This is a genomic window from Duganella sp. P38 (assembly GCF_050859475.1).
In the GTDB taxonomy this organism is placed as follows: Bacteria; Pseudomonadota; Gammaproteobacteria; order Burkholderiales; family Burkholderiaceae_D; genus Rugamonas.
The window spans coordinates 1,779,093-1,791,966 of the sequence record NZ_CP193936.1 but is presented as its reverse complement, the minus strand read 5'-3'; the positions used below and the strand labels follow the sequence as shown (position 1 = coordinate 1,791,966).

Genomic DNA, 12,874 nt, shown 5'->3' with positions numbered 1-12,874 from the left:
GACCATGCCGTCCGCGACAGCGCTGGCGCGGCCAGCGGCGGTCCCCCCGCCGGCGCCGTCTCCCCCGTCACCGCGCCGGTGCCGCCGGCCGTGGCTGTCCCGGCCGGTGTCAGCGACAACACCGCGATCCGGGCGGAATTGCCGTGAAGCTGGGCGGCGCTGCCGGGCGCGGCCGCCAGCGCGGCGCCGCCACCGTCGAGTTCTACGTGGTCGCCTTCTTCGTGCTGGTGCCGCTGCTGATGGCGGTGCTGCAGATGGGGATGTTCATGCTGGCCAAGAACACGGTCAACCTGGCCGCGCTGTCGGTGGCGCGCGCCGGCGCCGCCTCGGGTGGCGACCGCAGCGAAATGCGGCGCGCTTACGCCACCGCGCTGGCACCGCTATACGTGGCGCAAGGCATGCGCGCCATGGGTAGCGGCGGCCTCAAGGATATCACCGCCAGTAACTACGCCCAGGTGATGGGTGCAGCCTATGCCGGCGCCATGGCCGACATCGGCCTGACCCTCAGCAGCTTCACCGCGCTCAACCCCACCAGGGACGCGTTCAAGGATTTCGGCGTGACCCGCAATGGCGCCACAGTGATCCCGGTGTATGGCCTGGCCGCCAGCAACCCGGTGGGCAGCGCATCGCAGCAGCGCCGCTCCGACGCGCTGCTGCTCAAGGTGCAGGTGCGACACTGCTATGTGATGGTCTTCCCCATCATCAACAAGATAGTGGCTGGGGTACTCAATGATTACAAGAACCCTGCCGTTCCGCCCGCCGACCGCCTGTGCTATGCGCGCGACGGGGTGCCGCTGATTTCCCAGGCAGTGGTGCGCATGACCGTGCCGCCGCTGGCCTCCAACTTCAATTGAGCGTGGCATGGAGCAATGAATTGAGCACCGAATTGAACACCGAATTGAGCATTGCATTGCGTACAGCCGCGCTGCCAGTCCTTTGGCTGGCGCTGTTGGCCAGCCCGGCACGCGCCGACGTGCACCGCCACGTCGACCCTGCCAGCGGAATGGAAGTACTGAGCAATGTGGCGCCGCAGACGCCGCCGGTGGCCGCCGCGCCGGCCGGGGTGGCGCGCGCCGCTCCCGCTGTGACAGGCTTCCCGGTGCTCGCGCGCGAACGCCAGCGCGAACTCGATGCAGGCCGCCGCGCCATCCTGGAGGATGAATTGCTCAACGAAAAAAGGCGCTGCAGCAAGCGCGCGCACTGCGCGCCACCGCTGAGGTGCTGCACCGCCACCGCATGAATGTCGAGGCCCTCACCCGTGAGCTGGCTGGCGTGCGCTGAAATGGCCTGCATCGCGCCACTGCACGCGCCATCCCTGGGTTCCGCCGGCGGCCGCGTTGTCTTTGCCCAGGCGTTGCCAGTAGCACTGCTGCTGGGCGCAGCCATGAGCGTATCGCTGGCGCCCATTCACGCCTGGTGGTTCGCGCCGCCCTGTCTGGCGGCCCTGTTTTATCTGCTGCCCGCCATGGCGCCGCTGCGCCGCGCCGCCTGCGGCTTTGCTTTTGGGCTGGGCTGGTTCGGAACCGGCCTGTGGTGGGTAATCCAGGGACTGATGCAAACCTCCGAAGCAGGCGTGGCCCTGTCTGCGGCGCTGGGCGCGCTGCTGATCGGCTACTTGTCGCTGTTCCCGGCCGCCGCCGCGCTGGCTGTCGGCCCGCTGTCCCGGATCGGCTCGCCATGGCTGCGGGCAGCCGCAATCGCCAGCGCCTGGACCCTGTGCGACTGGCTGCGCAGCAGCCTGCTGGGTGGCCTGCCCATGCTTGCCAGCGGCAGCGCCCATAGCGCCGGCCCGCTGGCCGGCTACGCGCCGCTGCTTGGCGTGCACGGCCTGGGCCTGCTTAACGCGCTGGCCGCAGCCTTGGCCGCACAGTGGCTGCTGCCGCGCGCACAGTGGCCAGCCCATGCGGTGCGCCTGGCCGCCGTCCAAGCCCTGGCGCTGGCCGCACTGCTGCTGGCCGGCCAGCTCCTGCGCAGCCACCATTGGACCGCCGACAGCGGCTCGCTCAGCGTGCGTATCGTGCAGGCTGATCAGCGCCCGGCCGAGCGCTCCGGTGCGCAATCGGCGTACCTGGCCCATGCGCTTTACACCCGCCTGGTCGACGGTGGCCAGGCCGACCTCGCCGTGCTGCCCGAAACCGCGCTGCCGATCCAGTGGGACGCCATGCCGCCGGCCGTGCGCGAGCAATGGCAGCAGCTGGCCAACCGCAATGGCGCCATCGTGCTCGGAGCGATGGCGAGTGCGCAGCCGCAGCCAGGGCTGATCGGCGCCAGCAGCAACAGCGCCTTTGGCCTGCTGCCCGGCGCGCGCCAGGCCTACCGCTATGACAAGGTCAAGCTGGTGCCGCTGGCCGAGCGCATGCCGCAATCGCTGGCTTGGCTGGCGCGCCGCCTGAGCGTGCAGTTCGGCGGCCTGCTGCCCGGCGCCGCCACACAGGCGCCACTGCGCCTGACGCATCCCGACGTGCGGGTGGCCCTGGCCATTTGCTATGAAAACCAATTTGGGAACTATATAGCGCAGCAGGCCGGCCAAGGCCAGCTGCTGGCCGTCCTCAACAGTTTGAGCTGGGGGCACGGCAGCTACGCCGCCGCCCAGTACACGCAGGCCAGCCAGCTGCGGGCGATGGAAACCGGGCGCTGGGTGCTGCAGGCCTCCAACGGCGGGCCTAGCGTGCTGATCGATCCATCCGGCGCCATCGTCGATGCGCTGCCCGAGCAGGCCACCGGGGTGCTGGCCGGTCGCGCCGGCCTGCGCGACGGCGCCACACCGTATATGCGCGCCGGCGACACCCCGCTGCTGCTGACGATGCTGGCCGTGCTGCTGATCGCTACCTGGAAACGCCTATGCAATTGAATGGACTGCACATCACTATTGCCCGCAGCTTCCGGCAACGCTTGCTTGGCCTGCTGGGACGGCGCGCACTGGCGCCCGACGAGGCCCTGCTGCTGCTGCCCTGTTCGAACATCCACACGGCCTGGATGCGCTTTGCCATCGACGTAGTATTCCTCGACCGCGAGGGCACCATCCTGTCGGTGTCGCCGGATGTAAGGCCCTGGCGCACGGCCGCCACATGGCACGCCCATAGCTGTCTTGAACTGGCCAGCGGAGCGGCCGCACGGCACGGCCTGGCGCCGGGCCAGCGCTGGCCGCAACTGGCCGCCGCCAACCTGGCGCCTTAAGCCGGCAACATGCGCCTGGCATCCAGGCGCATACCAGCGGGCCTATGGCTTGGCCGCCGGGGCATTGGCTTTGGACTGGTCGCCAGCGATGGCGATCGACAGTTTCGCCGGATCGATCACCTTGCGGAAGGCGGCGTTGACTTGCGCCAGCGTTGCGGCCTTCAGCTTCGCTTCATACTCTTTGCTCCAGCTGTAGGTGCGATTGTTGTACAGGTTGCGCGTCCAGCCCGATGCGACCACGTTGTCCTTGGAGCGGTTCTGCACGCGCTGCTGCAACAGGCCCGATTTGGCGCCATCGAGCTCCGCTTGCGTGAAGCCGTCCTTCAGCGCGCGCTCCAGTTCCTCGCGAATGGCCGCCTCCAGCTTCTTCAGGTTTTGCGGCGCGGCGATGGCGCTCATGCCGAACTGCCCCGCGCGGTCGTCGTCGCCGGCCTGGATGCCGCTGCCGCCGCCGTAGGACAGGCCGTCCTTCTGGCGGATGCGGTCCATCATGCGCGACTTCATCGCGCCGCCGCCGAACATGTAGTTGGCCAGGTCCAGCAGCGGATACTCAGGATCGTTGTCGTTCAGGTCCAGATTCATGCGCGCCGTGTAGAAGCCGTTTTCCTTGTCAGGTGCATTCAGCACCACGTGCACCGGCTTCTTGTCCTCGTTGGTGTTGAGGATGCGCGCATACGACGCCTTGCTGTTCCAGCCGCTAAAGCTTTCGTCGATGGTCTTGCTGATCGCGGCCTTGTCGAAATCGCCGACGATGGCCAGCTCGCCCTGGCTGGCGCCGTAGAACTCGCGGTGGAAGGCGATCACGTCCTCCAGCTTCAGCGCCTTGGCCGCCGCCAGGCGTTCGTCCACGGTCAGCGCGTTACGCACATCGCCTTCAGGATAGTGGTTGAAGTGACGGTCTAGCGCCTCGCTGGCCAGCACCTGCGGCTCGCTGCGCGAATATTCCAGGCCGACGATCCATTGCTGGCGCAACTGCTCGAATTCGGACTGCGGGAACGAAGCGTCCTTCAGCACATGCGCCACCAGTCGCAGCGCCGCGTCCAGATTCGGGCCGGTGGTGTCGAAGCGATACGGGCTGCCGGTCATCTTCAGTTTGGAAAAATGGTCCGCCAGTTGTTCGCGCGTGTATTTGCTGGTGCCGCGCATCAGCATCTCGTTGGCGAACTCCGAGACCACCAGCTTGTTCTTCAGGTTTTGTTCATCGCCCCAGTGCAGCGACAGGCTGACCGACACCGCCTCGCCGCGATTCTTCTTCGGCAGCAGCGCCACTTTCAGGCCGCCGATGGTTTTGATTTCGGTGCGGGCGTTGATGTTGTCCTGGCTCGGATCGAACACCTCCGACGTCAGCACGCTGTCCTTGCCCTTGAAGTCCTTCATCACCTCGGCCACGCCTGGCGCGGCGGGAATGTCGGCGCGCTGCGGATTATCCTCGGGGATGAACTCGCCGACCACGCGGTTATCGCGCTTCAGATAGCGCGCGGCGGCATCGGCCACCTGCTTCGAGGTGATCTCGGGCAGCTGGTCGCGGCTCTTGAACAGCAGGCGCCAGTCGCCCAGCGAAATCTCTTCCGACAAGGCGACGCCGACTTGCTGCGGATCGTTGAGCGACTTCTCGATGCTGTTGGCGAAGTTGCGGCGGGTGCGCTCCATCTCCTCTTCGGTAGGCGGCGTCTTGGCGAAGCTCTCGACCGCATCGGTCAGCGCCTCGCGCACCGGCTCAAGCGGCTGGCCCGCCTTGACCACCGCGCCGATGATTTGCAGGCCCGGCGCGTAGCCGGTCATGCCGAAGCTGAACACCTGCGCCGCCTTGCCGCTTTCCACCAGCTGCTTGTGCAGGCGGCCGGTCGGCTCGTCGCCAAGTATCTGCGACATAAAGCTCAGCGCATCGCTGTCCGCCTGCAGCGCGCTTGGAATCTTGTAGCCCAGCGCGACGATCTGCACATCGCCCTTGCGGCGCACGGTGAAGCTGCGCTCGCCGTCCTGCGTCGGCTCGACGGTCCAGAACGGCGGCAAGGCGCGCTTCGGTTTCGGAATCGCGCCGAACGACCTGGTGATCCACGACAGCGTCTGCGCCGGATCGAATTTGCCGGCCACCAGCAGCACCGCGTTGTCCGGCTGGTAGTAGGTTTTGTAGAACGCTTGCAGGTTCTCGATCTTGACGTTCTCGATGTCGCTGCGGTTGCCGATGGTTGAACGGCCGTAGGAATGCCAGTCGTAGGCCACGCTCTGCATGCGCTTCAGCAGCACGCCGAACGGGCTGTTCTCGCCGCTTTCGTATTCGTTGCGCACCACGGTCATTTCCGAATCCAGGTCCTTGCGCGAGATGAAGGATCTGGTCATGCGGTCGGCCTCCATCTCCAGCGCCCACTTCAGGTTCTCCGGGCTGGCCTGGAACACTTCGAAGTAGTTGGTGCGGTCGTTGGAGGTGGTGCCGTTGAATTCCATGCCGCGATTGGAGAACTCCTGCGGAATGCTCTTGTTCTTCGGCGAGCCCTTGAACATCAGGTGTTCCAGCAAGTGCGCCATGCCGGTCTCGCCATAGTTCTCGTGCCGCGAGCCGACCAGGTAGGTGACGTTGACGGTGACGGTGGGCTTGGAGGCGTCCGGGAACAGCAGCACTTTCAGGCCGTTCGGCAACCGGTATTCGGTGATGCCTTCCACGGACGGTCCCTTGACCACGCCGGCCGGCAGCGCTGGCGCGGCTGCGGCAGCCCAGGCGCTTCCGGTGGCGACGAAGGACAAGCCGCACAGCAGGAAGCTGGCGGCGGCGGCGTGTTTCAGACGGCTGTGGTTCATGGTCTCTCGCAAAAAAGATAGAACTCGCAGCATACGCCCAGCACGCTACGCTGAACAGATACTTAAGGAAAAATTAATTCTTTTCCGGGACCAGGCAGGCGTCGACCACTTGCAGGTCGTTGTCCTTGGCGAAGGACAGCACGAAGTGATAGGCCATCGGTTCCAGCGCGCGCAGCTTGCCGTTGACCACCACCGATTTGACGCCGTTGACCACGGTAGGCGTGACGTAAGGAGAGAATTGCAGGTGCGAGTCGCGGCCGCCACCCGAGCCTTCCGGCTTGAAACAGGCCATGACGCCGCACAGGCGCTCGGCCCAGTCGCTGGGACGGAACTGCCTGCCATTGCTGGTTTGGCCAAGGATGAAGAACGAATCTTGCTGTTCTGCCGGTTTTTGAACTGACATAGGCGCGGCTGCTTCTGCGTTGATACTTGTTGGTAACAAGAGTGCGTGGAGGATAGGATCTTACGTATTATATCTTATAGAAGAGTTAAATTAGTAAGCCATTGATTCGTAAAGCCATTTCCCTACCGAATTCCACTTTGGTGCAGGAATATCCATACCTGCACCAGAGCAATACCGCTATTGTACCCCTTAAGGCGATGCGCCGAGCCACCACGCGCTAGAGATCAGCAACAACAACAGCATCCACAACAACAGCGCCCGCCAGACCAGGCCGACCGTGCTTTGCAGCGAGCGGATATTCGGCTCCTCGCCCGGCATCACATCGTCTTCCAGTTCGATATCGACGGTGTTGGCGTCCACCACCTGCGCACGCACGGCGTTTTCCGCCGGCGTGCCGAGGCGCACACCCATGGCGCCGCCGCCGGCCGACAGGATGATGCCCAGCGCCTCATTGGTCCAGCGATGGGCGAAGTTGCGCCAGGCGTAGATCGCATCCTCGAAGTTGCCGACCACGGCAAAGGCCACGGCGGTCAGGCGCACCGGTATCCAGTCGATCCAGTAGAACGCGCGCGCGGCGAACTGGCCGAAGGCTTCGTTGCGCATGTGCTCCGGCTCGGTCCAGGCGCGCGCCAGGTATTCGGACACGCGGTACATCACCGCGCCGGCCGGGCCCAGCGGCATCAGGAACCAGAAGAACACGCCGAACACATTGCGGTGCGTGGTCACCAGCGACTTTTCCACGGCGATGCGGGTGATTTCCGATACTTCCATGCCAACGGTGTCGAGTCTGGTCCATTCGGCCAGCAGCGCGCGCGCCGGTCTCGTCGCCGGCGTTCAGGGCCAGCTGGATCGAGGTGAAGTAGTGGCTGTAATGGCGGAAGCCCAGCGTCAGGTAAATGATCAGCACGTTCCAGGCGAAGGCCGCCAGCGTCCAGTTGTAGTACTTCAGTACCCAGTAGATGGCGCCGGTCGGCACCACCAGCAGCACCATCATCAGGAACCAGCCGAGGCGGCCGTGGGTCGAGTGACCGGCGTTGAACCAGGTCTCCATCCGCAACGCCAGACTCTTGATCTCGGCGTAAATCAGATTGTCTGCGCGCAGCGGTTTCATCTGCTCGATCAGCAGCGCGCACAAGATGGAAAGAAATGTCATTAAACGTCCTTTGCGTTGGCATAGCCTTAATGGCAGTACGATAGCCTAGTTCTTACCCCGCGCGCAAGAAATGGAACAGGTTGCGCAGCATGCCGGCCGTCGCACCCCAGATGTAATAACCCTCGTACGGCATCGCATAAAAGGTGCGGCGCCCGCCCGCCATGTCGACCGACAGGCGCTGGTGGTTCATGCCGTCCATCAGGAAGGCCAGCGGCACCTCGAAGATCGCCGCTACCTCGGACGGGTCGGCCGTCACCGCGAACGGCGGCTGCACCAGCCCCACCACCGGCGTGACGCAATAGCCGGTGCCGGTCAGGTACTGCGGCAGCGTGCCGAGGATTTCGACGTGGCGGCGGTCGAGGCCGATCTCCTCCTCCGACTCGCGCAGCGCGGTATCGATGGCGTCCTGGTCGTAGCGCTCGGCGCGGCCGCCCGGAAAGCTGACCTGGCCCGGATGGTCGGTCAGGTCGGCGTTGCGCTGGGTCAGCAGTATCGTCAGGCCGTGCTCGCGCTGCACCAGCGGTATCAGCACCGAGGCCGGCGTCGGCGCGCGCTCGCCACGGCCCGGCAAGGCGCGTTCGCCGCCTTCGGGCGTCCAGGCGGGCGGCGCGGCGAAGCGGCTGCGCAGCCAGGCCGGCGCCAGGCGCTCGGCGGCGACGGCGGCTTCGCCGGCAATCGCTTCTATCGGCAGTTGCTGGGGATCGAACGGGGGCTTGGCCATGACAACTCCTTAATGACAAAAAGGCGCCCGAGGCGCCTTTCGTGGGCGCCTGCGCGGCGCCCTTTCCAAACACAACCGTGATTAAACGGCTGCTTTCGCCGCTGGGCGACGGTTTGGCAGTTTTTCCTTGATACGTGCCGATTTGCCGGAACGATCACGCAGGTAGTACAGCTTGGCGCGACGTACGTCACCGCGGCGTTTCACTTCGATCGAAGCGATCAGCGGCGAGTACAGCTGGAAGGTACGCTCAACGCCTTCGCCGGACGAGATCTTGCGAACGATGAAGTTCGAGTTCAGGCCACGGTTGCGACGGGAGATCACCACGCCTTCGTAAGCCTGGGCGCGCTTGCGGGTGCCTTCGACTACGTTCACGTTGACTACCACGGTATCGCCAGGAGCAAATTCAGGGATGTTTTTGCCCAGGCGAGCGATTTCTTCTTGCTCGAGTTGTTGAATCACGTTCATTTTGAGACTCCATAAACCATCGTGCTGGCGCGCTCTGAGTGCTGCCACTCGTGCCCAGTAGAGGATGGGGTTATAACAGACAGGCTCAGAGGCCTGCCAAAAATTGCTCGTCACGCTTGGTGAGCAGTCCTGCCTCACGCGCCTTGACAAGCAAATCCGGTCGCTTGCGCGCGGTCGCCTCCAGCATGCGCTGGCGGCGCCATTTTTCAATCTCGGCGTGGTTGCCGCCCATCAGCACCGGCGGCACGCCCACTCCTTCATACGTTTCAGGCCGCGTGTAATGCGGCGAATCCAGCAGGCCGTTGAAGAAGCTGTCTTCGATGGCCGAGGCGTCGGTGTTCAGTACGCCGGGCAGCAGGCGGATCACCGCGTCCATCAAGGCCATCGCCGGCAGCTCGCCGCCGGACAGCACGAAATCGCCGAGGCTGATTTCCTCGTCGACCATGCGGTCGAGCAGGCGCTGGTCCACTGCTTCGTAGCGGCCGCACAATATCACCAGGCCGGGTTCCTGCTTCAGCTGCATCACGCGTTCATGCGTCAACTGCTTGCCCTGCGGCGACATGAACACCACGCGCGGCGCCGGCAGACCGGCATCGGTCTGGCGCTGCTTCGCGGCGTTGAGCGTCGCCTCCAGCGGCTTGGCCAGCATCACCATGCCGGGGCCGCCGCCATACGGGCGATCATCCACGGTGCGGTGATTGTCGGTGGTGAAATCACGCGGATTCCACAACGACAGGCCACATTTATTCTGTTCAAACGCGCGCCGGGTGACACCCGACTGCGTAATCGCGGCAAACATTTCCGGGAACAGGGTTACGACATCGAATTGCATGGCGAACCGCCCTCAATGTTGCGCTTAGTAATCAAGGCCCCAGTCGACGATGATCTTCTTGGCGTCCTTGTCCACCTTGATGATGAACGCGTCCACAAATGGGATCAGGCGCTCTTGCGCCTCCACTTCGCCAGGGGTGATGCGCAAGATCGACTGCGGACCGTTGCTCATCATGTCAGTCACCTTACCCAGGTGCTCACCTTGCTGATTCTCTACTTCCAGACCGATCAGATCGGCCCAGTAAAACTCATCGTCGGACAACGCCGGGAAGCGGCTTTGCGGAATGAACACTGCGGCGCCTTTCAGCGACTCAGCCACGTTCCGGTCGGTCACACCCACCAGACGCGCCACGACATCGCCGCCATGCAGTTTGACCTGCTGAACGTCCACATCGTGCAACGACGGTTTTTCCAACCACCAGGTTTTGACCTTGAGGAGTGCATCCGCATCTTCCGAGAAAGGACGAATCCTGACCCAGCCAGCAACGCCGTAAGCACCGAAGACAAAGCCTACCTGTGCCAAATCGTCGGGGACTTTCACCCCGGATGCAATCTTATCGGTCAAACCGGTAACCAGTCTTGCTTAGGCTGCTTTTTTGTTTTGAGCAACCAGACGAGCAACGGTAGGCGACAGTTGTGCGCCAACGGATTGCCAGTGCGCCAGACGGTCTTCGGTGATGCGCAGGGCTACTTCCTGGCCCGAAGCCATTGGGTTGTAGAAGCCGATGCGCTCGATGAAACGGCCATCGCGACGGTTACGCGAATCGGTTGCAACGATGTTGAAGAAAGGGCGCTTCTTGGCACCACCACGAGCTAAACGAATAACGACCATAATATTTCCAAAAAATTTGTGCTAGGACGGAAAAAGCCGCAAATTATAGCGCGCTTTGCCGCGGAGCAGCAAGCGTTAATGAAATAATTGGGCATGTAGGGTAATCAAAGATTATCCCTTGTTCCGGCGTTCAGGGCAATAGGCTTGCCCGCAAAAAGGCGTGCCGGGGGCGGTATTATGCCTGATACTGCTGCTTTCACGGCTATTAACTGAACAACCATGACTGTTTTGCACCAGCCCCGTCACAAAAACAAGACATTCGCCACGCTGCTGGCCTTGCTGTTCGGCGGCATCGGCATGCAGCGGCTGTATCTGCGCGGCTGGCGCGATCCGTGGCTGTGGCTGCATCTGGCCAGCCTGCCGACAGCCTGGCTGGTGGCGCAACTGGCGCCGCAGGCGGACGGCTTCTACAAGCTGCTGCCGGTGATGCTGTCCGGCCTGGCCGGCATGTTGCAGGCGCTGATCCTCGGCCTCACGCCCGACGAAAAATGGGACGCCCGCTACAACCCCGCCAGCGGCCGCCGGTCCGACACGCGCTGGCCGGTGGCCGTGCTGCTGGTCGCCAGCATGATGATAGGCGCCGGCGGCCTGATCGCCACCATCTCGCGCCTGTTTGACTTGCTGTACACTGGCGGCGCTTACGGCTAACCACAAGAACCACCACGCCCCCCGTGCGGTTGCGGTCGTGTTCGCGCAAGGATTTCATGAGTACCTTCCCCACCGAATGGCAAGGCATAGTTGACCAGGCCGCCAGCACGCTGCGCGCATTGGCGCTGGACGAGGCTGCCAAGGAAAAATTCTGCACCGATCCGCTGCTGCGGCCCTATATGCACAAAGTCTCGCAGCGTTATGTGGCCGGGCAGACCGTGGACGAGGCGCTGGACCGGGTGACGCAGATCATCGCGCGCGGCCACGCCGCGTCCGCCGAATACATGGGCGAAAGCGTGCGTGACGAAGCCTTCGCCATGGCCGAGACGGAGGTGTTCATGGAACTGGTGCGCGGCATCGGCGCGCGCAATCTGAACTGTTCGGTGTCGTTCGACCTGTCGCACCTCGGCTTGCTGGTCGATGGCGAACTGGGCTACCGCAATGCGCGCCGCATTGCGCTGGCCGCCGCCGAGATCAACCGCGAGGTGATGATCTCGATGGAAGGCATCGACCGTGCCGACGACATCTACGCCCTCTACACGCGGCTGCACCGCGAAGACGACTTGCGCAATGTCGGCATCACCGTGCCGGCCAAACGGCTGCGCACCGCGCGGGACCTGCCCGCATTGATGAAGCTGCCCGGCCGCATCCGCCTGGTCAAAGGCGCGTTCCTGGAGCCAGACGGCGTGGCCCACGAGCGCAACAGCCCAGAACTGGCGGCGGCCTATCGCCGCTACGCGCAGGAACTGCTACTGAGCGGCCACAAATGCTCGATCGCCACGCACGACCGCAGCATCCAGGCCGATCTTGGCGCGCTAATCCTGAAAGAACGCATCGACCCGCGCTGGTTCGAATTTGAATCGCTGATCGGCCTCGGCACCGAACAGATCGACGGGCTGCGGGCGCGCGGCTTGCCGACACGCGAATACGCCGTGTTCGGCCAGGAGCATTTCCTCTACGTGCTCAACCGCATCGCCGAGGAACCGCTGCGGGTCTACCAGGCGATTATTGATGTGATGGCCTAGCGTAGCCGGTGGCGATCGCGTGCGCCCAGTCGGGCCGGCCGTTGCGCGCGGCCAGCTCGGCCATCGGGCGCCAGTCGTAGGGCACGGCGATCAGCGCGGCGCCCCACCCTGCCGCGCCGCGTTCGACAATGGCATAGCGCGCGTCGGGCGAGCCGTTCTGCATGATGTGATAGTGGAGATGATCGTCGTCGTAAGCCTGCAAGCCGACGCTGCCGGGATTGACGATCAGGCAGCCCGACGCCGAACGCATGGCGCGCTGCACGTGGCTGTGGCCGCAAGCGACCAAGGCCGCTTCAGCGCCAGCAAGGCGCTCCTCGACCTCGGCCGGCGACGCCATGCGCGCGCCGCCCGGCGCCACCGTTTCCAGAAAATACTCATGATCGCTGCGCGGCGTTGCCGTGGCACAGCAGCACTTCCGGATTCAGCCGCCGCTGCGGCTGCAGGCCCGCCAGCCATGCCAGCTCGGGCGCGCCGAGCCGCGCATGGGCAAACACATCCGATTCAGTGCGCTGGTGCGGGTGCAGGATCTGGCGCTCATGGTTGCCGGCCAGGTGCAGCCAGTCCTGCCGCGCCATCAAAAAGTGCGCCGTCTCCAGCGGCAACAGCGGGCCCGACAGGCTGTCGCCCAGGTTGACGACGAGATCGGCGCCGCGCCGGGCGATATCCGCCACCACCGCCTCCAGGGCCGGTAGGTTACCGTGAATGTCAGAAACGAAAGCAATGCGCATCAGCACATCATACCCTCCCAACGTCATTCCCGCGCAGGCGGGAATCCATGCTGAGCCAATGATCAGGCGCTGTATGGATTCCCGCCTGCGCGGGA

At 64.2% G+C, this 12,874-nt stretch carries 15 protein-coding genes and 1 pseudogene; 6 read left to right on the top strand and 10 right to left on the bottom strand.

The window, feature by feature from the left end:
• The first annotated feature begins 143 nt into the window (after nt 1-143).
• The 4 genes from ACRQ5J_RS08115 to ACRQ5J_RS08100 all read left to right on the top strand — a co-directional run bounded on the left by ACRQ5J_RS08115 (nt 144) and on the right by ACRQ5J_RS08100 (nt 3,177).
• Nucleotides 144-854, top strand: a complete 711-nt coding sequence (locus ACRQ5J_RS08115; protein ID WP_432382451.1) for a TadE/TadG family type IV pilus assembly protein — start codon at nt 144-146, stop codon at nt 852-854.
• Nucleotides 855-874: 20 nt separating this feature from the next.
• Complete coding sequence (locus ACRQ5J_RS08110) at nt 875-1,240, top strand: hypothetical protein (RefSeq protein WP_432382449.1); 366 nt, start codon at nt 875-877, stop codon at nt 1,238-1,240.
• Nucleotides 1,241-1,384: 144 nt separating this feature from the next.
• Nucleotides 1,385-2,851, top strand: a complete 1,467-nt coding sequence (gene lnt / locus ACRQ5J_RS08105; protein ID WP_432382447.1) for an apolipoprotein N-acyltransferase — start codon at nt 1,385-1,387, stop codon at nt 2,849-2,851.
• Nucleotides 2,842-3,177: a DUF192 domain-containing protein gene (locus tag ACRQ5J_RS08100; protein WP_432382445.1), complete on the top strand. Its 336-nt coding sequence runs from the start codon at nt 2,842-2,844 to the stop codon at nt 3,175-3,177. The genes lnt and ACRQ5J_RS08100 overlap by 10 nt, the downstream gene beginning before the upstream one ends.
• Before the next feature lie 42 nt (nt 3,178-3,219).
• Here the strand turns inward: ACRQ5J_RS08100 and ACRQ5J_RS08095 are convergent, their stop codons facing one another.
• The 8 genes and pseudogenes from ACRQ5J_RS08095 to rpsP all read right to left on the bottom strand — a co-directional run bounded on the left by ACRQ5J_RS08095 (nt 3,220) and on the right by rpsP (nt 10,378).
• Nucleotides 3,220-5,973 (bottom strand): M16 family metallopeptidase, encoded by a 2,754-nt coding sequence (locus ACRQ5J_RS08095; RefSeq protein WP_432382444.1) that lies wholly within the window; start codon nt 5,971-5,973, stop codon nt 3,220-3,222.
• A gap of 73 nt (nt 5,974-6,046) precedes the next feature.
• Nucleotides 6,047-6,376 carry a DUF3579 domain-containing protein gene (locus tag ACRQ5J_RS08090; protein WP_155463641.1) on the bottom strand — a complete coding sequence of 110 codons (330 nt, stop codon included), beginning with the start codon at nt 6,374-6,376 and terminating at the stop codon, nt 6,047-6,049.
• Nucleotides 6,377-6,565: 189 nt separating this feature from the next.
• Nucleotides 6,566-7,529, bottom strand: a pseudogene (locus ACRQ5J_RS08085) (CobD/CbiB family protein).
• A gap of 52 nt (nt 7,530-7,581) precedes the next feature.
• Nucleotides 7,582-8,250 carry a CoA pyrophosphatase gene (locus tag ACRQ5J_RS08080; protein ID WP_432382442.1) on the bottom strand — a complete coding sequence of 223 codons (669 nt, stop codon included), beginning with the start codon at nt 8,248-8,250 and terminating at the stop codon, nt 7,582-7,584.
• An 81-nt stretch (nt 8,251-8,331) separates the two neighbouring features.
• A complete protein-coding gene (rplS, locus tag ACRQ5J_RS08075; RefSeq protein WP_432382440.1) occupies nt 8,332-8,715 on the bottom strand; it encodes a 50S ribosomal protein L19 in 384 nt (127 codons plus the stop codon).
• 85 nt (nt 8,716-8,800) lie between these two features.
• Entirely contained in the window at nt 8,801-9,547 is a 747-nt protein-coding gene (trmD, locus tag ACRQ5J_RS08070; RefSeq protein ID WP_432382438.1) for a tRNA (guanosine(37)-N1)-methyltransferase TrmD, read from the bottom strand.
• A 24-nt stretch (nt 9,548-9,571) separates the two neighbouring features.
• Nucleotides 9,572-10,111, bottom strand: a complete 540-nt coding sequence (gene rimM, locus ACRQ5J_RS08065) for a ribosome maturation factor RimM (protein WP_432382436.1) — start codon at nt 10,109-10,111, stop codon at nt 9,572-9,574.
• An 18-nt stretch (nt 10,112-10,129) separates the two neighbouring features.
• Nucleotides 10,130-10,378 carry a 30S ribosomal protein S16 gene (rpsP, locus tag ACRQ5J_RS08060; protein ID WP_432382435.1) on the bottom strand — a complete coding sequence of 83 codons (249 nt, stop codon included), beginning with the start codon at nt 10,376-10,378 and terminating at the stop codon, nt 10,130-10,132.
• Nucleotides 10,379-10,597: 219 nt separating this feature from the next.
• Here rpsP and ACRQ5J_RS08055 point away from each other — a divergent pair, with 219 nt between their 5' ends.
• Together ACRQ5J_RS08055 and ACRQ5J_RS08050 are read left to right on the top strand one after the other, a co-directional pair.
• Entirely contained in the window at nt 10,598-11,026 is a 429-nt protein-coding gene (locus tag ACRQ5J_RS08055; RefSeq protein ID WP_432382433.1) for an NINE protein, read from the top strand.
• 56 nt (nt 11,027-11,082) lie between these two features.
• Nucleotides 11,083-12,051 carry a proline dehydrogenase family protein gene (locus tag ACRQ5J_RS08050; protein ID WP_432382432.1) on the top strand — a complete coding sequence of 323 codons (969 nt, stop codon included), beginning with the start codon at nt 11,083-11,085 and terminating at the stop codon, nt 12,049-12,051.
• On the opposite strand, the gene ACRQ5J_RS08045 is transcribed toward ACRQ5J_RS08050, so the two are convergent.
• Nucleotides 12,032-12,409, bottom strand: coding sequence for a metallophosphoesterase family protein (locus ACRQ5J_RS08045; protein WP_432382430.1), 378 nt, complete (start codon nt 12,407-12,409; stop codon nt 12,032-12,034). The genes ACRQ5J_RS08050 and ACRQ5J_RS08045 overlap by 20 nt on opposite strands.
• 16 nt (nt 12,410-12,425) lie before the next feature.
• Nucleotides 12,426-12,779: a metallophosphoesterase family protein gene (locus tag ACRQ5J_RS08040; RefSeq protein WP_432382428.1), complete on the bottom strand. Its 354-nt coding sequence runs from the start codon at nt 12,777-12,779 to the stop codon at nt 12,426-12,428.
• Between the last annotated feature and the right edge of the window lie 95 nt (nt 12,780-12,874).